The organism is Alphaproteobacteria bacterium HT1-32 (assembly GCA_009649675.1).
GTDB lineage: Bacteria > Pseudomonadota > Alphaproteobacteria > Rhodospirillales > HT1-32 > HT1-32.
The window spans coordinates 1-20,425 of sequence record WJPL01000005.1 but is presented as its reverse complement, the minus strand read 5'-3'; the positions used below and the strand labels follow the sequence as shown (position 1 = coordinate 20,425).

The window sequence follows — 20,425 nt, the reverse complement described above, 5'->3', positions numbered from 1 at the left end:
GTCCGTCATCCCACCCAATTCATGAGACTGCGAAAATTCAGCAGGGATGCCGGGTCGTGAACACTCATCAGTTCAATGAAAACAACATGATAAACAAGCGCTCCAATAACTGCGGTAACCATCAGCCTGCCGCTGAACCGGTTGCGAAACAGCAACAGCATTCCGATCAGCACAACGAGCGTCGAGATCAGATAACCGACAAGCTGGAACAGGAAGATGTAGGCCACACCGGCCGCGATCACACTGAAGAACAGGACAGGCCGAAAAGGCTCGGGAGAACCCTCATCCGGTGATGTCACAGCAGGGCGAAGAACAGCAACAGCCGACTGCAACAGTCCCATTCCGATGATCAGTCCGGCAATGATTGTTGGTGCCAGCTTTGGTCCGAACGGATCATCCGGATCTGTATCAATGATCCGGGCCTGAAACAGAAAGAACAACCCACAGGCCATAACAAAACCGCCAACGGCTGCATCACGCAACGTCTGTGACATCCTGAAACCTCCCCCTTTGAGAAAACACTCTGAACAGGCCCCGGCTGACAGCAGGCATATAACCGCCATCAGCCGGAAGCCTGTCAGGAGGATTATTTCAGTTCGGCAATGACCGGCTCAAGATCAGCCTTCAGCTTGACGAGCTTCTTCTTTGCTGCCGCCCCATCGTAGGATGCCGTTGCAAGACCGCCTTTTTCAAGCAGGTCCCGGAACTTCTCACCCTTGGCAACAGCCATGATAGCTTTGGTCAACCTGGCCTTCACATCATCCGGCATGCCATTCGGGCCAAACACGATCATCGGACCGGAGATATCGATCCCCTGAAGACCCATTTCATCAAAGGTCGGCACATCCTTGTTGACCGTATCACGCTCGGCCATCGTCACGCCCAGCGCCCGCACCTTGGACTCAAAACCGCTGATCGTCTGAATTCCGGTAAAACCGAAATCGACCTGCTCACCCACAACAGCGTTGCGTGCCTTGGAGCCACCCTTGAACGGGATATCCTGCGCCTTGATATCATTTACTTTCAGGAAAGCCGCACCGGCAATCATATGCAGGCTGCCACGACCGGGATGCGACCATTTCAGTTTACCCGGATTGGCCTTCGCAAATTCGACCATCTCGGCAGATGTCTTGAACGGGCTGCCTGCCGGAACAATCAGTGATGAAACAAGAACCCCGACACCGCCAAGCGGTTCCAGGTCGGCCAGCGGATCAAGCTTTGACTTCGCGCCGTCCATCAGCGCCTTCGCCAGCAGGCTGCCCGCATTGGTGATATAGAGCGTATAGCCATCCGGCTCGCTGTCAGCGGTGCCTTTTGCAGCAATCATACCTGCCGCACCCGGCTTGTTAACGACAACCATCGGCTGGCCCAGTTCTTCCTGGATAAGGTTTGCCAGCGTTCTGCCGTAGGTATCAACACCGCCACCGGCGGAGAAACCGACCATCAGCTGAACCGGTTTGTCCGGATATTCAGCCTGTGCCGCCGTGCCGCCAAGTATCGAGGCCGCAGCAATTGCGCATACCGCCGAAGTCGCAAAACGTCGAATAATGCCCTGCATTTTTGATTTTCCTGTCTGACAAATCATCCTCCATCGCCCCTCCCTGTAGCAGTCATTAAAGAATGATGTCGGGCTTATCCGCGCATAACTGCGCCGAGACTGCACAGAATGATAGTGCAGCTTGAGATATCTCCCGTCTATTGCGATGGTTGGAACAATTCTGCGAATTTTTCGAAGAGTCATGATATGAATATCAAAGGCCTTCAGGCGCTGACCCAGATCATGTCGAACGGCACACTGAGTGCTGCGGCAACTGCGATGAACATCAGTGAGTCGGCCCTCAGCCGGCAGCTCTCCATACTGGAAACCGAACTCGACCTTAAGCTGTTCTCCCGCGACAAACGCCAGCTTGTGGCAACGCCGGAGGGTGAAGCGTTCTTCCATGAAGCCGAGCGTATTCTGGAATCAATCGCGCAGATTCCCCAGATTGTGAGAGAAATCAAAGCCAGTCCCATTCACCGGATGCGCGTCATTGCCATGCCGCGTATTGCCCCGGTGATTGTCGCTCAGTCTGTCGTTCGTCTGGCGAACGAGTACCCCGACACCCAGATCACCCTTGATGTGCATGCACGACGGTTTCTGGAGCGCAGGATCATCAGCCAGCAGTTCGATATCGGTATCGGTGCCATGCCGTCACGACATTCCTCAATTGTCACAGAACCTCTCTGCGACGTGCCGGCGGTGGTTGTCGTCGCGCCGAACCACCGGCTTGCAGACCGGAAAAGTGTGACTGTCCGTGATCTTGTTGGTGAACGGATTGTCTCAACCTACCCGAACACGCTGATTTACCAGAAAACAGAAGAGATATTTGAACGTGAGAACATTCCGTTCATCCCCACCATGAATGCCTCGCTGACACATATGTCCTGCGTCATTGCCTCCACGGGGGAGGCCATCACCATCTGCGACTCCCTCGCCCCTTCCGCGCTGGGAGATTCGGTCAGAATGATCCCGATCGAGCCACGTTTCGGGTTCAGTTTTGGTTTCCTCTACCGGCGCGGATCTGAACGCACTATCAAGGCCCTCCGGCTGGCCGAAATCGTTCGTGAAGAAACAACCGGCTATCTGGAATCCCTGCCATTCAGCTAACGCGGAATCAGTTTGCAGCAGACAGAGCCTGAATTCAGTGCCGGGTAAAGAACGGTTTCGCAAAGACAATGCTGAAACCGGCGAAGGCCAGCAGCCAGGCGAAAGCCGCAATATGCAGCAACAAATCATACCCGCCCAGGTCAAGCCCTGCTGCGATGCGCAGTACCGCAGCAACAAACACGCTGGCAAACAGAATGCAGACGACAGCACTGGCCTCCAGCTTCCGGCCCGTATGGCCCAGCGACGCCCTGACCATGATCGATAATGTCATTCCGCCGATCGCGCCAACAGACAGGGCATGAATGCCGGCGACCTGCGTCAGCAGGTCCGGACGAAACACTGACAGGGCAATCAGACCAAGTCCCACCGGAATAAACAGATAGCTGACATGCATCACAACAACCAGCGGATCAGCCCAGGTGCGATATCCTGCCCACCGGGCGAGGCGGATGAGTTGCAGCACCGCCGCCACACCTAACAACCCTCCCGTAACAAGATGGTCCGGACTTACGGTCCAGCCAGTCATGGCAACCAGCGTTACAGCGATTGAAGCAGCATCGAACCGGGAAAAGGGGACCGGCAACCGTCCCGGGCGTTCCCGGGCAAGCCAGTTGCGGGTAAAACTCGGAATAACCCTGCCGCCAACGATCATAATCAGGGCAATCGCCGCCGTGGCCGCCAGTCTGCGGCTGATATCTGCGCCGTCGCCGAGTTCTGCTTCCAGATGAAACAGAATATTGGCAGCAACCAGCAGCAGGACCGGCAGCAGCACTTTCAGATTCCGCCAGTTCTTCCCGGCAATGATTTCGTTGGCAATCATCAGGGCCACAGCCAGCATAAAGCCCGCATCAACCAGCATGGCCGGCAACCAGCCTGTCACTACGGAGAACGTCACCGCTACCCGGCCAGCCAGCCACAGAACGACAAGCAACAGCAACGGGCTACCGCTGACCGGCATCCGCCCGGTCCAGTTCGGCACCGCCGTAAACAGAAAACCGGTCACGACGGCGGTCAGGAAACCGAAATAGAGTTCATGTATGTGCCAGTCAACCGGGGCAAACCGGGTTGATAACTCCAGTTCACCATAAAACTGCGGCATCCAGAGCAGGACTGAAAGACCGGAATAAAAAGCCCCGAGGAAGAAAAACGGCCGAAATCCGTAACTCAGGAAAGCTGGCCCCGAATAACTGCGTCTTGATGAAGTGGACATGGAAACCCCATTCGCATTGTTGAGAACAGACAACCATGCGATTAAATATAACAGAAAGCGGATATTACCTGACCTGAAGCGCATCCGTTTGCGAAACATCAAACAGGATTCGAATAGACAGTATGCTCGACACCGACCTGATTGCGAGCCTGCCTCCTTTTGAAGGTATGGCCCGTACCGACCTGGAGGCATTGCTTCAACAGGCCCGTCCCCGGTATTTTGCAAAAGGAGATCACGTTTTTCGTCAGGGCGGAGATGCAGAATATTTCTTTGCCCTGCTTGATGGCCATATTCGCGTCGTAAAAATCACCCCCACTGGCGAGCAGGTGATCGCACGCTACATTTCAAGCGGAGAGCTTTTCGGGATCGCTACCGCGATCGGCCGGACAGTCTATCCCGCAAACGCAATCGCTGCGGTCGATTGCGTTGCCCTGGCCTGGCCCAGTTCAATCTGGCCGGCCACGGTTGAGCGCTATCCGTCATTCGCAATCAACACCTACCACACCATCGGCGAGCGTCTTCAGGAAGCACAGGATCGCATTGTCGAGATGGCAACAGAACGTGTGGAACAGCGCGTGGCCGCAGCCATTCTGAAACTGGCCAACCAAACCGGAAAACAAACCGAAGATGGTCTCCAGATCGACTTCCCCATTTCACGTCAGGATCTGTCAGAAATGACCGGTACCACGCTTCACACGGTTTCGCGCCTCGTCAGCGCATGGGAAACCAGCGGCTATATCAAAAGCGGACGCCGGAAAATCATCGTCATCAAGAGCGATGAGCTGAAGCTCGTCGTAAACGGTGAGAAAGCAACCCGCACATCTCAGACCCGCTAACCGGCCATGGCAAGGTTATGCCGCCTTGCCAACAAAGCTGCGGAAAGCCCTCGGCAGCAGACCACCGTTACGAAAAGTCTCCCGTTCCGCGTCGTTATACAGCCGCAGATCAAGCGGGATTGTTTCTACCGAACCGTCCTTGCGATGGATTGTCAGCCTGGCTGTTTTGAGGTCACCGGAAATATCGACATCAAACAGCTCGCTGCCGTCCAGTTTCAGCGTCTTGCGACTGACACCTTCCGGGAAACACAGCGGCGCAATTCCCATATTGACCAGATTAGACCGGTGAATTCGCTCAAAACTCTCGACGACAACCGCCCGGATACCTGCCAGCCAGGGGGCCTTTGCCGCCGTGTCCCGTGACGAGCCACAGCCATATTCCCGACCGCCGATCACGATCAGTTCCTGACCACGTTCCTTATAGGTCTCGATAGCCTGATAGACCGAGACGATCTTTCCTTCCGGTTCAAGCCGGGTCCATGAGCCCTCTGTTCCCGGTGCCATTTCATTGATCAGCCGCCCCCCAGCGAAGGTAGAGCGGATCACCACATCCGCAGAGCCGCGACGGGTTCCGAATGAATTGAAATCCCGTTGTTCGACACCCCGGCTCATCAGAAATTTCGCGGCTTCCGTATCCACCGTAATGGTACCCGATGGCGAGATATGGTCCGTCGTGACGGAGTCACCCAGGATGACGATAGGACGCAGTTGCTTCATCTCCCGGACAGGCTGAACCTGAACCGAAAGCCCTTTCAGAAAAGGCGGGAAGGTGACGTAGGTAGACGGTGCCCAGTCATAGTTATTCCTGTTCACCTCCAGTTCATTCCAGTGTGAACTGACGGTCGGGATGGCCTGATAAACGGACTGGAAATCCCCCGGCAGCAAATACGCATCCAGAACCGCATTGACCTCATCCGGCGAGGGCCACAGATCCGACAGCATGACCGGGGCACCATCCTGATCAAAGCCAACCGGCTCTGACGTGATATCCTTCAGAATCGTCCCCATCAGGGCATAGGCAACAACTAGTGGCGGGGCCGCCAGCACGTTGCGGGATGCCAGCGGATGGATGCGCCCGGAAAAGTTCCGGTTACCGGAGAGCACCGCAACAGCCCTGATATCATTTTCCCTGATCGTTGCATCATTCTCCGGCGTCAGCGGACCCGACATGCCGTTGCAGGTCGAGCAGGAGAACCCGGTGATCTGAAAGCCCAGCTGATCCAGTGGCTCTTGCAACCCGCTGGCCTCCAGATATCGGGCCACAACACGCGAGCCGGGAGACAGCGAGGTTTTCACATGAGGTTTGACGGCAAGCCCCCTGTTCACCGCATTGCGGGCAATCAGCCCGGCCAGCACCATGTTACGGGGGTTTGCCGTATTCGTGCAGCTTGTGATGGCCGCAATAATCACGTCGCCATCGCCGATATCATGATCCTGCCCCGCAACAGCGACCCGGCGCGCCGCCCCGGTTTCCCCGGTCAGTGACAGTGTCCCGGTTGCCTTATCCAGATCAATCCGCTGTTCGGGCCGGCTCGGACCGGCGACAGAACGGCGGATGCTGCCAAGGTCGAGATGTATGACCTCGTCATAGTCTATGGCACTATCCGGCTTCTCCACCCATAGGCCCTGCGTCCGGTTATAGGCCTCAACCATTGCCGCATGTTCCGGGGTACGCCCGGTTTCCTTCAGAAAGCGGATGGTATTTGCGTCTGTCGGACAGAACACACAGGTCGAGCCATATTCCGGCGACATGTTCGCAACCGTTGCCCGGTCTGCCACCGACAACCGGCTGTAACCGGAACCAAAGACTTCAACGAAACAGTCGACAACCCCGACAGCGCGCAGCTTCTCTGCCACGGTCAGGGCCAGATCCGTTGCCGTCGCTTCGTCGGGCATGCTGCCGGAGACCTCCAGCCCGATAACGCGGGGGACATTCAGGGATGTGGATTCACCAAAAATAATCGCCTCGGCTTCCAGCCCGCCAATGCCCCAGCCCAGAATGCCAAGACCATTGATCATGGTCGTATGGCTGTCGGTTCCCAGATTGGTATCCGGTGCCAGCAGGTTTGAGCCTGCCTCTGTTGGATTCACCACCCGGCCCAGATATTCCAGATTGACCTGATGCATGATCCCCCCGCCCGGCGGAATGACCCGCAGGCTTGGGAAACGGGCTTCGCAGGCTTTCAGAAAGGCAAAACGTTCCCGGTTAATCTCAAATTCACGGGCCTCATTCTTGGTCAGGGCAAATTTCTCAGCCCAGTGATTGACGGTCATGGCGTGGTCGATCACCAGATCCACCGGCAATGTCAGGTCGATCTGCGACGGATCACCACCGGCGTCGGTCACAGCAGAACGCATCGCCATCACATCGACCATCAGGGGCAGACCCAGCATATCCTGCAAAATCAGGCGTGACGGCCGGAAAGGCACCGCCCCGCGATCCCGGCCGGCGACATGCCGGACCAGATCGCCCGTGCTGTCCTGGCGAACCACATTCTCCGCCAGCACCCGCAACGAATAAGGCAGTGACCGCACCACAGGCCCGACCGCATCTGCGTAATCAACCGCCTCGAAACCGGTACCTTCAACCCTGATAACCCGCAAAGCCGTCCCTCCTTTTCATTGGAGGCACAGGTTATCGAAACAAACTTTCAAAACAACGGAATAGAGGGGCTGGTGGCACATCAGTGACGAACAGCGCCCGGCATTGCCGACAGCCATGATCTGTCTGACGGACAATCGCGTATACCATTGCATGACAGTGAAAACTCTCACACCTCCAGGGCGGAGATCACGATGACGGGGACAGAGCCACCCATGAAACAGAGTCCGGATATCGATCTCCGGTCATTTGATCCTGACGGGATCGCGCTGATATTCGGCTCATCCGGCGGCATCGGATCGGCGCTGCTCTCCAGCCTGGATGAGGTCAACCATTTCAGATCAGCAAGCGGCTTCAGCCGTAAAACGGCGGTTCCCATCGACCTGACTGATGAAGCCAGCCTCAAACAGGCCGTTGAGACGGCGGCGGCAGAGGGAGATATCCGTCTTGTCATCGACGCAACCGGATTTCTTCATGATACGGACCAGGGACCCGAAAAATCATGGCGCGAACTTGACGCAGACAGGCTGGCCCGCGCCTTTGCGATCAACACCATCGGGCCGGCCTTGCTGATCAAACATCTGCTGCCAGAGCTGCCTCGCACCGGCAAGTCCGTGTTCGCCACGCTGTCTGCCCGTGTCGGTTCAATCAGCGACAATCATCTGGGTGGCTGGTATGGCTACCGCGCATCAAAGGCGGCGCTTAACCAGATCGTACGAACCGCGTCCATCGAACTGGCGCGCCGTGCACCCGAGGCCATCTGTGTCGCCCTGCATCCGGGGACTGTCGATACAGCCTTATCCGAACCGTTTGCCAGAACCGGACTTGACCTGCACAGCCCGGCCACGGCAGCGGCGCATCTGCTGAACGTCACGGACAGGCTGACCCGCAAGGATAACGGTGGCTTCTTCGACTGGCGCGGCAAACCGGTGCCCTGGTGATACAGATCATGTGTAACCTCATGGCACTCACCCACCAGACCTCTGCGTCTGCCTTCCCCCGGGACCGGTTCAGCTGACATGAAAACCCTTCGCCTCGTGCTGGGAGACCAGCTGTCGCACGACATTGCCGCGCTCGACGGCCTGAAGAAAACGGATGACACGGTGCTGATGATGGAAGTGGCTGAGGAATGCAGCTACGTCCCGCATCATCCCCAGAAGATTGTCCTCATCCTGTCTGCCATGCGTCATTTCGCGGCGGACTTGCGGGACTGCGGAATACAGGTTGATTACCTGCAACTCGACAACCCCGACAATCCCGGAAATTTCACCGACGCCGTCGGGCAGATCCTGAAAATCCGGCGGCCAGACCGGATTGTCGTGACGGAACCGGGTGAGTGGCGGGTCCTGCTGATGATGGAAGGCTGGCAGGAACATTTCGGCATACCTGTCGAGATACGCAGCGATACGCGTTTCTTTGCCAGCCGTGAACGATTTGCGGACTGGGCCCGCGGCCGGAAGACCTGGCGCATGGAGCATTTCTATCGCGAGATGCGGCGTGAACACGGACTGCTGATGGACGGCCCCCGTCCGGCCGGGGGCGACTGGAACTATGATACTGAAAACCGTAAACGCCTGCCCGCAGGTGCTGCCCCGCCGAAGCGCAGACGATTTCAGCCGGACCCTGTCACAGCAGATGTGATGACACTGGTTGAGGAACGCTTCAGCGAACATTTCGGCTGTATCGACGGCTTTGACTGGCCAGTGACGCGGGCACAAGCGCTGGAAGCACTTGACGATTTTCTCACCGGAGCACTGCCGTCCTTCGGAGATTATCAGGATGCCATGAAGACAGATGCACCCTTTCTGTATCATTCGCTGATCTCGCCGGCGCTCAATATCGGTCTCCTGTCGCCCCGGGAAGTCTGTAGCGCAGCAGAGAAAGCCTGGCGGTCGGAGCAGGCGCCGCTGAATGCCACAGAAGGCTTTGTGCGACAAATACTGGGCTGGCGGGAATATGTTCGCGGCGTTTACTGGACGCTGATGCCTGATTATGCCCGGGCGAATTCGCTGAATGCAGAGAGACCACTACCCGCGTTCTACTGGACAGGACAAACCGACATGCACTGCCTCCGGCAGGCAATCGACACGACCCGCCGGCATGCCTATTCGCACCATATCCAGCGGCTCATGGTGACAGGTAATTTCGCGCTTCTGGCAGGGGTTTCCCCGCCGGAGATCGAACGCTGGTATCTGGCTGTCTATGCGGATGCGTTTGAATGGGTCGAGATGCCCAACACCCTGGGCATGGCCGTATTCGCGGATGGCGGACAAATGGCATCGAAGCCATACGCAGCCTCCGGCGCCTATATCAACCGCATGTCAGACTTCTGCAAGGATTGCCGCTATGACGTAAAGCAGAAGACCGGGTCACAAGCCTGTCCGTTCAACTATCTCTACTGGGCTTTTCTGATCCGTAACAAGGCCTCGCTTGAAGACAACCCCCGCCTGGCCATGCCTTACCGCAACCTCGCCACATGGTCACCGGAGAAGCGGCAAGCCTGCACCGACGAGGCGACAGCCTTCCTCGACAGCATCACGTCTGTATTGTCCGGCTAACCCCTTCGCCTCCAAATCGCGCGCACAAAAAAGCCGCTGACCTGTTGAGGTAGCGGTGTAAGAATTTGGTTGCGGGGGTAGGATTTGAACCTACGACCTTCAGGTTATGAGTTAGCTTATCCTACCTACGCTCACACCCTCCATGCTCCGCAGAACAACGCTATTCCGCTGATTATATGCGGTTTATTGGAATGCTTTCTACGCTGCAAGACTCTTAACAACCTTGCAATTCGCTGTCTCCTGCTTCCATATTGCTTCCAGATTGGAGTTGGAAGCATGCCAAAGATCACTAAACGCACTGTCGATGGATTAAAGCCGAAGGAAACGGATTACTTCGTTTGGGATGACACCCTGCCCGGCTTTGGCGTTCGCGTTATGACGACCGGACGCAAGACCTATATCATTCAGTATCGCGATACTGCCGGAAGAACGCGGCGCAAGCGGCTGGGGAGGCACGGAACGATAACGCCTGACGAAGCCCGGACTGATGCCCGGAACATGCTCTCTGATGCTGCAAGGGGCGGCAATCCGGCAGAGGAAACGCGGCGCTATAAATCGTCGCCGACCGTGAGCGAACTTTGTGAACGGTTCATGTCTGAATATGTCCCGGCGCGTTGCAAGCAATCGACCGAAAAAGAGTATCGCCGCAATGTTGATCTGTTCATTATCCCCGCACTCGGACGCATGAAGGTTACGGACGTAACGCGCTCTCATGTTTCAGAGTTGCATCATGCGCACCGGGACAAACCCTATCAGGCCAACCGAACGCTTGGCGTCCTCTCCGTCATGTTCAATCAGGCGGAGGTTTGGGGCTTGCGGGAAGACGGCACTAATCCCTGCCTGCACGTAAGGAAGTACGAAGAGAAGAAACGGGAGCGGTATCTGTCGTCTGAAGAACTCGGACGGCTTGGCGATACGTTACGGGAATTGGAATTGACCGGCACCGAAAGCCAGGCTGCTATGAATGCCTTACGGCTTTTAATCCTTACGGGATGCAGGCTCGGAGAAATCCAGACGCTCAAATGGGAATACGTAAGGGGCAACATCATCTATCTGCCGGATTCAAAGACCGGCGCGAAGCGTGTCTATCTCGGCAAGGGTGCTTTAGAGGTGCTGGCCGGGATCGAACAGCTAGACGGAAACCCTTACGTGATAACCGGGATCAAACCCGGCAGTCACCTGACGGATATGCAAAAGCCGTGGCGTCGTATCCGTAAGGAAGTGGGTCTGGAAGATGTCCGTATCCATGACTTACGGCATACATTCGCATCCAGTGCGGTTGGCTTGGGTGAAAGCCTGCCTATGATCGGTAAGTTGCTCGGACATACTCAGCAACAGACAACGCAGCGTTACGCTCATCTGGCGGATGATCCGATGCAGGCGTCGGCTGACAGGGTATCAAGCGAGCTTGGCAGGCTATTAGGGGCATAAATGAATTGGAATGATTACTACTCCCTGCTCCAAGGCTTCGATCTGTTCGGACGTAAGCTTTATCCTGATTCATGGAATGGCTGGGAGCACCAGAGCGAAGAAACACCTTCGCCAGCAACCGTAGAGCAAACACGCAAACCAATCGAAGATGAGATAAAGCGTGTTGAGCTGGAGTGGGGCACCGTAGCCTCCGAAATCAATGACAGATTACTGGACGATTCTGAACGGGCAGAGCTGGAGCAACGGATCGAGCAACTTAAAAACCGTCGAAATCAGTTGCAGGATGATCTCCAGCAGATCGCGAAACCAGATGCATCATACAAACGCGGATATGCAGCATATCAACGCTCCCAAACCGTTCAGACCAGACTTTTTGAGGCATTCGAGAAGGAAACCATACGGGCGCATTTCAATGGTTCGATGCTGATCGATTGGTCAGGTTGGTTGCGCCAGAAAGGGTGCAAGGTGGTTTTGCAACTTTCCATTCTGAGAACGAACGAGCTTATGGCTGGTAAGCGTTGGGGAGCCGTCAGCATCGAGAAAGTGGCATTCGACAAATGGCTATCAACTCAATCCAGCCTTGAGGGAGAGATTTCTGCACTCGATCAGGCAAGGATCGAGTTTCAAAACTTACTATCCAAGGAGGTAAGCGCAGGAGAAAAGCGATACCCACGGGATCACTATCTAGAAATCGGAACTCGGGATTATCAGTTAAGCCGTAATGAAGCCAAAAGGGTTTGGAGAGCGACGGTTCCTGCTTCATGGCAACGCAAGGGAAGGTTGCCGAAATTGGTTCGGCGTTGATATTCAAGCGATCCAAATTCTGCTTATAACATTCAGATTATTGATTTTATTATATTTTATTTGAACCATCTATCTGCATAACAGGCTATCCAATTAAAGTTATTGTGCCGTCTATTACGTCATCAACTTTTCTATAGGTTTGGGCTTCGAGATTAAACGTAACTCGGAGCGAGAGATGCAGGACGGCAGTACTTACAAGTTAGACCATAACAAGCTGATCAAGGAGAAAGAAGCAGCGGCGCTGCTCAATTACTCTCAGCGTACCCTTCAAGGCTGGAGGTTACGCGGCGGCGGACCGAAGTTTGTGAAATTCTCGAAAAGAGCAATCAGATATCGGGTTGGCGACTTACTTGAGTGGATCGCAGGAAACACGTTTCACAGCACCTCCGAGTATCAGCCGTGAGACAGAGAGTTTTACCCGACCGGGGCTTGCCGCACCGTTTGGGTTTTTGGGGGCGGGGCCGGGAGTGTAATGCCTGTAGTAACAGGCAAAGCTTCCGGCTCTCCTTCCAAGGGGCAGTCTGGTGCGATACGCGCCAGACCGGCCAGACCTCTTATTTTCCTATATATCTATATATAGGAATGCACTTCACCCCGCTCAGTCAGGACGGTTTCTATATATACATATATAGAAATGCACCTTCCTCACGGCCCTACCTACGTTACGTAAGGAAAGGGCAGGCTGACACTACCTACGTAAACGTTCCGTACGTAGCTGCACATCCCCCCAGGTCTCCCAAACCTCTCCGCAGGCCCTGCCGGGCAAGTAGAACAGAAGCGTTTCCGCAATCCCCCCTTCCCGCCCCTAAAACAAAAGCGGCATCGGCGCGCAGCGCCGAAAAAGCGTGCGCCAAAGGCGCACGCACGTCCTTCGTTAATCGACATTCGGAAACCAAGAGGGGGGTCTTTGTAACACCCCCCTCTAGAATTACTTCCGCGTAATGGAGCGTAGAAAATGGTGAAATTACTTTATGCAGGTTTCGACACTCTGGATATCGCGTTTCAGGGCGCACTCCCGGAAGCAGTCATGAAGGAACTGGACGAAGCTCGGGAGCAGGCAGAGGCACAGCAAGAACCCGTCCTCGTGCGCATCGGACCAGATCAGGTACAGGCGCATATAAAAGGCCACGGTAAAAAGGGCGGATATCGATATTCTCTCGATACCGGGCCGCTTGGTTCAAAATGGTGGATCAAGCGGAACAAAGATGCCGCGCAATGGAATCTGTTCGCCTCACCCCGAGCGACAACCCTGCTCGCCTATGGCTATCGCGAGACATTCAAACGACTACTGGACGAAGTCGAAGGAATGGGCGGGCGTATAACCGGCCACTCCATCAACCGCGTAGACTTCGCAATGGACTTTGAAACACGCGGTTTCGAGTTACACCCGGATCAGGTGGTGGCGCATTCCCACACGAAGATTTCTCCACACTGGAGCAAACAAACCGAAAGCGACGACACAGACGATAACCAGCCTTCTATGGTTATGCGGGGGCGTCGCGTCGAAAGTGTGACAATCGGTAAACAACCGGGCCGTCAAATCATTATCTATGACAAGCGCCGGGAAGCCATTGAACGGCAGAAGTTCTTCTGGTTCGAGACCTGGGGAAAAAACCGGCATGACAAAAACTTGGAAGTCTTTCGCGTGGAAGTTCGTGCGGGAAAGCGTGAACTCAATGACAAGTACCAGTTGAGCACGGTTGAAGATTTTGAAGCTTCCATTGGCGACGTGATTATGAACGCCCTGACAAACATCCGCTATCTGGCAGATCATCAGGGAGACAGTAACGTATCCCGACAAACCCTAAGCCCGCTATGGCAAGCGGCTCAGGAAACAGCAGATCTGAACCTCACGGAGCTTCGCGCTGGCCTGACACCCGGTCAGGTGAAAGAAATCGAACGTACGGTCGCACAAGACACCTATCTGTCCCTATGCACAGGAAACGCTATCGGCCTTGGCGTCTCCAAAGGCCTTAGTGATGAGGAAATAGAAGGCTTATTGCCCCAACTCGTAGCCAAGGAAATCACTGAGCGTATCCGGGCAAACAGCGATGGGCTACATAAGGCGATAAAACGGACACGCGACCGGCTGGTTTTCTTGGAGTGAACAAGTAGTCACTTTAGCGACTAAGCTAAAAACCAAAATCTCCAAAAATCGTCTGGGATTACTAACAGTTTCCAATGATCAAATCAGGGAATATATCTTCCTTCTCCGACCTGCTTTGCCTGCCCAAGGGCGGCTAGACTTTCCAGCAACGGCTGGATGCTGGTCGTGCGCGCACGAATGAAGCGGCGGGCGATCTGATCGGGCGTGGCCTCGCCCAAATCTTGCAAGGTTTCCCGAACAGCGGCGATCTGATCGGGTAGGGTTTTCGGCCAAGGTGCCCGTTCGATCTTGGCGGCAGTGCCAACATCGAGTTCAGCTTGCTCGCCTTTGGCTGCCTGTTGGCCGCTCGGGTTTTGATACTCTGGCCGGAGCCATCGAATATGGCCGCGCGCCTCTTCCTCGGCGCGTTCCTTGTTGAGCGCGACAAGGCGCAAAAGGATGTCTTCGTCACTTAGGTCCACAGGCCAGCCATAGGTACGCGCCACCTCGGCGTCGATCTGGTCGTGCAGTTCACGAAGGATGCCGATCAGGCCCTGATCGTAAATCTCGCGGTCCTTGCCTTCGATGGTTTCTCCGGCGCGGAGCTTTTCCAGCACGTTGTACATATGGGTTAGGGTCAGCTTGGGGTGGGCGGCCTGCTGGCGTTTGCGGTGTGCATCCAACTCCTCGCCCAATGAGCGTAGGCGGGTTTTCTGATCCGCGGTTAGGTCTGGGAAGGGAAAGTGGTTAAAGCATTCCGCATGATTGTAGTTAGGCCGGTCTTCAAGGAAAGCCCCTGCTGCAATCGACCAAGTCACGTGAATTCGAGATGAAAGCACCGCCAAAATCGCAGCATCATCTGAACATACCGCGATCAGTTTTGCATCGGGAAGAACATCGCCTTCTAAAAATCCAAAGACCCTATGCTTCGCGGTGCGGCATGTAACAATGTATCGATCTAACCCCGAAAGCGACTGCCTCAATTTACTACGTGGTTCAGCGAAGACCCAAAAATTATTTTTGTACGCCTGACGTTTCTGTTCGTCCCGCTTTGGTTTCACCAAGTCCAATATCTGTTGAAACAAATCTGGATAACCCACCATTGCTTCCTGTTTTGATAGGCCCCAGAAATCTACGATCAAGCTAGGCTCAACTGCTGCCAAGAACTGCTTTCCGTTAGTGTATCGCCTCAATACACCATCTTGAATAGCCTTCTCGTGCTTGCTTCCCTCGCTCAATGTAACTCGAAAGCCTTCTCCCAACGGAGTAACACCCTGATATGCGAGTTCACTGTTCGCCAAGAGAATTGAAGCTCCAGCAACATCCGCCCCGATCTGTAAATTAGCGAAGATTTTCCCGATACGATGGTCGAAAGTCACTGGTATTCCGTCAGCTTCTCGAAGTTCCTTTTTATCCTCCGTCGCCACGATCAGCAGCCGCCCAGCCCGGTTCCCCGCCGCCGCCACGGTCATAGCGATCCGCACGGCGGCGCCATAAAGTGTATCGACCCAAGGATGATCTGGTATAGCAAAGAGAAGCGAGAGTGGCTTTTTCGCGTCGTTAAGATGCGGCTCCAGCACGCGACGGTTGAAGGTCTGTCGCAGAGAATTTGTTGTAATCAGGCCAAATCGGCGGGTGCCCTTGCCCTTTTTTAAATCATAAGTTCGAACAGCTAACGCAGCCTTTTCCCACCAGAACATAACTAGGTCAGCACTTTGAGGCACCTTCGGATAGGCTTTCCAAAGAGCTTCAACATAGCCATCGCCAAGATGTTCCCGCATCCTCTTATTGCCAATGAATGGAGGGTTACCCACGATGAAGTCGGCTTTGGGCCACAGAGTGGCCTTGGGTTCAGCATAGTCATAGACCCGAACGCGGGCGCCGGGGTCTGGCACCTCTTCGCCCGTCACGGGATGGCGCAGGGTTGTCACACCATCCCAACGGGTGACAGGCTTGCCTTCCGCATCCATGCGGGGCAAACGGTCGGACCACTCCAGCACGGCGTCCGCATTGATGATATTCTTGAAGTCGCGTAACACAGGCTCAGAAGGAGCGGCGGTGCCATGGGTTCGGAAATGCCATTGCAGATAACCAATCCACAGCACCAACTCGGCCACATTTGCGGCCCAGGGATTCAGCTCAATCCCCAGAAACTGATGCGGATCTATGGTAAGGTAGTTAATCTGTTGCTCGCCCAGTTCGGCAAGCAATGAAGTCACTTCGCCTTCAAGGCGTTTCATCATCTCCAGTGCAACATACAAAAAATTACCAGAGCCACAGGCCGGGTCCAGCACCCGGGTTTCGCACAACTGGGTATGGAAGCTGCGAACAAGCTTAAGAGCTTCGTCTTTTTTTCCATCTTCCGTGAGACGCTGAACCGCCGTCTGTACATCTCGCCAATCTTCACGCAGCGGCTCCATAACCGTTGGTGTAATGAGGCGTTCGACATAGGCGCGGGGCGTGTAATGCGCGCCCAGCTTATGGCGTTGACGCTTATCGAGAGCGCGTTCCAGCAGCGTTCCAAATATTGCAGGTTCAACCAGTTTCCAGTCCGCTTCCGCAGCCTCTATCAGCAAGTCAAGTTGCAGACCATTCAACGGTAAGGCCGTGGAATCCTTGAAAAGCCCACCGTTGAACTTCTTGACTTTCGTCATCAAGCCATGGGCAAATTTGCCCTTGTCCATTGCTTCCCATAGTCCCGCCAGAGCAGGTTGAGCGTCTTGAGGATGGCCGCTCAGTTTCCGCAAAAGATCAACAAAGCTGTCCTTGGGAATCAACTCCACATCCTCCGCGAACATGGAGAACAGGCAGCGCATCAGAAAACGGGCCACAACCTCACTATCATGGCCCTGTGCCTCGAAACTCTTTCCCAGCTCTGCAAGATGACCGGCGATATCTCTCGTAACCTCAGCTGCCCTGAGCGAGGGATCAAGACTCTTGGGGTCGGTCCAGATAATCCGTAGTAAATTGAGGGTTTCGTCTTTACTCAGGTCATCCAGATATATGCGGTAGCCGTTGCCGTCAGGGAACTGGTTGTAGCCGTGTCCTTGCCCCGAGAAATCAGCATAAAGCTCAATAACATGACCGACATCGACAACTATAAGGAACGGGGGCCAGCCATCTTCTTTTGATACTGCACGAGCGTAGTTGTCGGCCTGATTGCGCGCCTTGAGCATGGTGTCATCCCATGCAGCAGTCCCTCTCACACCATGACCGATACGTGTTTGTTTCGGTGCCGGCGTCCCCTTCGACAAATCGGCCTGCTTCGTGGTTTTGGCATCTACGCCCTGTTTCGTTTCGAGGATAAAGCAACCACTGCGATACAGATCAATAAATCCTACACTCGTTCGGCTTGTATGCGTGAACTTTACCGGACGTTCGAACCTGTAATCGTCGTTGTCATTATTGTCAGCAGCAGGATTTGGTCGAGGCAAACCGAGTAGCTCGGTCAACTCAACTAAGAACAACTGATAATTCGCATGCTCGCTTCCGCCAGAAGATTTCCAGCGTTCGATAAATTCATCTAACTGGCTACGATCCATGGTAAAATCATCCATTCAAGCTGGCCCCAAAACGATATGTATCGTTGATCTAGGTACATTCTTATTACGTCAAAGATTACTGCGCAGAACAACTCTGACAATTGTGTTTGGACCAGTCTCGGATAATACAGTCACTGTTTAGCGGCTCATAGCCAGATCACAGGTCAAAGCCTCACATTAACTAAATATAAGACTTGCTGATCTCGTACTCGCACGGGCCGCAAGGACGACTTCGACATTTTCTTGAAATCGCAGTTTTAAACATAATTTCTCAATATAACTCACTGAGAATTAAGCACGCCCTCCGGCAACAACTTGATCCAAGGAAGCGGCATCTTTTTAACTGATAAAAGGAAATCCGTATCACCAGAATTCTTCATATTTTCAACCATGGCGGTGACAGAACGTTGAACCAACGCAGCATCAGCTTGAGAAGGGACCTCACGCCATACAGCATATTCTATCAGAGCTAGACGCCCCTCAGCGTGAGAACCGGAGAATTTAAATGGCAAGGTCTCCATCATTATCGCTTGAGCTATCTCATGTGGGATAGAGGACCATTCATTAGGTCCTGAAATTCGACCCAGTAACCCAGATAACAACGCAGTCTCATGGGCGTCTTCATCATCCTTCAGTTTGAGTTTTGATCGCCGCCACCCCTCTTCATATCCAGCTGTTACTAACTTTCGTATCTCGTCATCCGTCAGTTCGGAATTTTCCGAAACACCGCTTTTACGTTCTGCAGCGCCACGTCGCTCCAATTCGTCGCTACCCTTTTTCGTGCTTCCAACTGTCGAAAATAGGAAGACGACCCCACATCGGAATTCGCTATAACTCGATCATGGAGATCAAGTTCTCTTTCCAACATTGCGTTTGTTTTTCGAGACGGGTCTTTTCCAAATTTCGACAATATTAAAAACACGACAACAACGAAGATAATCACCCCAAATAATAGAAATACTTACATCTTTCCACTCCCAATTTCTTGCTATATTTTCAGACACAAACAGATTTTTTTACAATACTCTTCTTGTGACAATATTCAGGATTCATCCTTCATAAAGTTCAGAAGCTCAAATTCATCTTTTGACTTTTTATAAAAACCTCCAATGAAATCATCACACATTCTGGCATGGTCCACCTTGATCTTGTTATTCATTTTAATGACAAATTTCTTCTTGAATTTTTTATCGAGAATAAAAGGTTGGGCTCCTTTCGAGGACAGCCGAGTCACGACAGGCCTTTCATAGTCGTCATCTGAAAATTTATAGGCATTATGAATGTATTGTCCGCATTGGAACCATTCCAGTGTCTCACCCCGGACTTGAGGTTTATCACCTTCATCAATACTAAACCAAAGCACCCATGTTCCTGTTTTAAACAGCCCCTTATCTTCTTTCGTTATTTCAATTGCATCATCAATAAAAGCGCTAATTTTCTCTTCCTGCTTACCTAGTTTTTTAGCAGCTAGCCGACCTGAAGCTGTAACCTCCCATGCTCGTTCTGTGGTTGCCCAGGCGAGCATGATCTTGCCCCCTCCACTACTCACATAGTCCTCAAAACTCTTATTGCTTGGCCGAGAGCCTTGGTGCTTAAACCATCTCTCTTTCGCTTCTTCAATGTCACGATCACTGATCTCTAAAGAATCGCTCCACAAGGCCTTATACCACTCTCGGATTTCCTTAAGCTTGTTCTCATCCGTGACCTCATAGCCAGCCTCTTGCCAACCGCTAATTCCATTGACTGTCTCATAGCCAAGGCCATTAGCTGATAGATTAGCTGACGTGATTATGGCTCTTGTATCGCCAAGATATACCTTAGCGTGAAGGTCATCGACCCGCCGGACTTCACAATTTCTGCGTTTCATCAGTTCTACAATTGCATATGGGTTGGTAGCACCGCTAAGTAGATTGCAGATTACCTGTGTATTCCTAGCCGGATATTTTGGGATAATCTCCAAAGCCTCCTTCCCGACAAAAGCAACCGCACATCGACTGCCGCCCTCAGCGACAAGGTTTTTTATCTTCCGGGAAAGATCATCATTTGATAAAAACATAAATGCATCCTTCAAAAAGAATTGCTGCCATCATGAGGCATTAAAAACTTCTAATGAAGATTAAGCAAAACTTGTTGGACTAGAAGTTTTCAAGGTTGCTTTTCCCAAAATGCAAGCAACGCTCTATTCAGGTCAGATGCTTCTGATAGTTATCTGGTTGGGATCGGTTCAGAAAATAGATATGGCGCTCAACCTCCTTGAGCAAAATCTGATCACCTTCAGAAGTCTCACCCTCTTCTTGCTTCCAAACTGCTTCCAGACGCAAAAACGGCCCTAGCGTGGAATGCGCTAAGGCCTTGATAGTATTGGTTGCGGGGGTAGGATTTGAACCTACGACCTTCAGGTTATGAGCCTGACGAGCTACCGGGCTGCTCCACCCCGCGTTGGGTGGTTGGATACCTCTGTGATGTATAGGGGAGAGAGAGGTATCCTGGACAAGTGTTGTGGTGACGGGATCTGTATCCCTTGTCTCTCATTGCATAGTCTTCCGACATGGAAGGCCTGGCGGCGACCTACTCTCCCACACCTTAAGATGCAGTACCATTGGCGCTGAGGGTTTTCACTTCCGAGTTCGGGATGGGATCGGGTGCAGGCCCCTCGCCATAGCCACCAGGCCATCGATGCCGGAAGTCTATGTATTGAGGTGATTTTCA

At 53.5% G+C, this 20,425-nt stretch carries 15 protein-coding genes, 1 tRNA gene and 1 rRNA gene; 8 read left to right on the top strand and 9 right to left on the bottom strand.

Features of this window, described 5'->3' with window-relative positions; all coding sequences use genetic code 11:
• Positions 1-5: 5 nt before the first annotated feature.
• Together GH722_20210 and GH722_20205 are read right to left on the bottom strand one after the other, a co-directional pair.
• Positions 6-563, bottom strand: coding sequence for a hypothetical protein (locus tag GH722_20210; GenBank protein ID MRG74089.1), 558 nt, complete (start codon positions 561-563; stop codon positions 6-8).
• 23 nt (positions 564-586) lie between these two features.
• The gene (locus GH722_20205; protein MRG74088.1) at positions 587-1,741 is read right to left on the bottom strand and encodes a hypothetical protein; all 1,155 of its coding nucleotides are present in this window, start codon (positions 1,739-1,741) and stop codon (positions 587-589) included.
• Here GH722_20205 and GH722_20200 point away from each other — a divergent pair.
• Positions 1,667-2,647 carry a LysR family transcriptional regulator gene (locus tag GH722_20200; protein ID MRG74087.1) on the top strand — a complete coding sequence of 327 codons (981 nt, stop codon included), beginning with the start codon at positions 1,667-1,669 and terminating at the stop codon, positions 2,645-2,647. The two genes, GH722_20205 and GH722_20200, sit on opposite strands and share 75 nt — an antisense overlap.
• Positions 2,648-2,681: 34 nt before the next feature.
• On the opposite strand, the gene GH722_20195 is transcribed toward GH722_20200, so the two are convergent.
• Positions 2,682-3,857, bottom strand: a complete 1,176-nt coding sequence (locus tag GH722_20195) for a short-chain dehydrogenase (GenBank protein MRG74086.1) — start codon at positions 3,855-3,857, stop codon at positions 2,682-2,684.
• Positions 3,858-3,979: 122 nt separating this feature from the next.
• Here GH722_20195 and GH722_20190 point away from each other — a divergent pair, with 122 nt between their 5' ends.
• Positions 3,980-4,693 (top strand): helix-turn-helix domain-containing protein, encoded by a 714-nt coding sequence (locus tag GH722_20190; GenBank protein ID MRG74085.1) that lies wholly within the window; start codon positions 3,980-3,982, stop codon positions 4,691-4,693.
• Between the two features lie 15 nt (positions 4,694-4,708).
• Here GH722_20190 and acnA read toward each other — a convergent pair whose 3' ends face one another.
• A complete protein-coding gene (acnA, locus tag GH722_20185; GenBank protein ID MRG74084.1) occupies positions 4,709-7,297 on the bottom strand; it encodes an aconitate hydratase AcnA in 2,589 nt (862 codons plus the stop codon).
• Between the two features lie 213 nt (positions 7,298-7,510).
• Here acnA and GH722_20180 point away from each other — a divergent pair, with 213 nt between their 5' ends.
• From GH722_20180 to GH722_20155, 6 genes are all read left to right on the top strand, one after another.
• Positions 7,511-8,236, top strand: coding sequence for an SDR family oxidoreductase (locus GH722_20180; GenBank protein ID MRG74083.1), 726 nt, complete (start codon positions 7,511-7,513; stop codon positions 8,234-8,236).
• Between the two features lie 78 nt (positions 8,237-8,314).
• Complete coding sequence (locus GH722_20175; GenBank protein ID MRG74082.1) at positions 8,315-9,853, top strand: cryptochrome/photolyase family protein; 1,539 nt, start codon at positions 8,315-8,317, stop codon at positions 9,851-9,853.
• A gap of 276 nt (positions 9,854-10,129) precedes the next feature.
• The gene (locus GH722_20170; GenBank protein ID MRG74081.1) at positions 10,130-11,284 is read left to right on the top strand and encodes a tyrosine-type recombinase/integrase; all 1,155 of its coding nucleotides are present in this window, start codon (positions 10,130-10,132) and stop codon (positions 11,282-11,284) included.
• Positions 11,285-12,088 (top strand): hypothetical protein, encoded by an 804-nt coding sequence (locus GH722_20165; GenBank protein ID MRG74080.1) that lies wholly within the window; start codon positions 11,285-11,287, stop codon positions 12,086-12,088.
• Between the two features lie 214 nt (positions 12,089-12,302).
• Positions 12,303-12,491: a helix-turn-helix domain-containing protein gene (locus GH722_20160; GenBank protein MRG74079.1), complete on the top strand. Its 189-nt coding sequence runs from the start codon at positions 12,303-12,305 to the stop codon at positions 12,489-12,491.
• Between the two features lie 552 nt (positions 12,492-13,043).
• Positions 13,044-14,195, top strand: a complete 1,152-nt coding sequence (locus GH722_20155; protein MRG74078.1) for a hypothetical protein — start codon at positions 13,044-13,046, stop codon at positions 14,193-14,195.
• An 83-nt stretch (positions 14,196-14,278) separates the two neighbouring features.
• Here GH722_20155 and GH722_20150 read toward each other — a convergent pair whose 3' ends face one another.
• From GH722_20150 to rrf, 5 genes are all read right to left on the bottom strand, one after another.
• Entirely contained in the window at positions 14,279-17,716 is a 3,438-nt protein-coding gene (locus GH722_20150) for a class I SAM-dependent DNA methyltransferase (GenBank protein ID MRG74077.1), read from the bottom strand.
• A gap of 281 nt (positions 17,717-17,997) precedes the next feature.
• Positions 17,998-18,477, bottom strand: a complete 480-nt coding sequence (locus GH722_20145) for a hypothetical protein (GenBank protein MRG74076.1) — start codon at positions 18,475-18,477, stop codon at positions 17,998-18,000.
• Positions 18,478-18,758: 281 nt separating this feature from the next.
• Positions 18,759-19,772 (bottom strand): hypothetical protein, encoded by a 1,014-nt coding sequence (locus GH722_20140; GenBank protein ID MRG74075.1) that lies wholly within the window; start codon positions 19,770-19,772, stop codon positions 18,759-18,761.
• A 306-nt stretch (positions 19,773-20,078) separates the two neighbouring features.
• Positions 20,079-20,155: transfer RNA gene (locus GH722_20135), tRNA-Met, on the bottom strand.
• A 116-nt stretch (positions 20,156-20,271) separates the two neighbouring features.
• Positions 20,272-20,386 (bottom strand): 5S ribosomal RNA (rrf, locus tag GH722_20130).
• Positions 20,387-20,425: the final 39 nt, after the last annotated feature.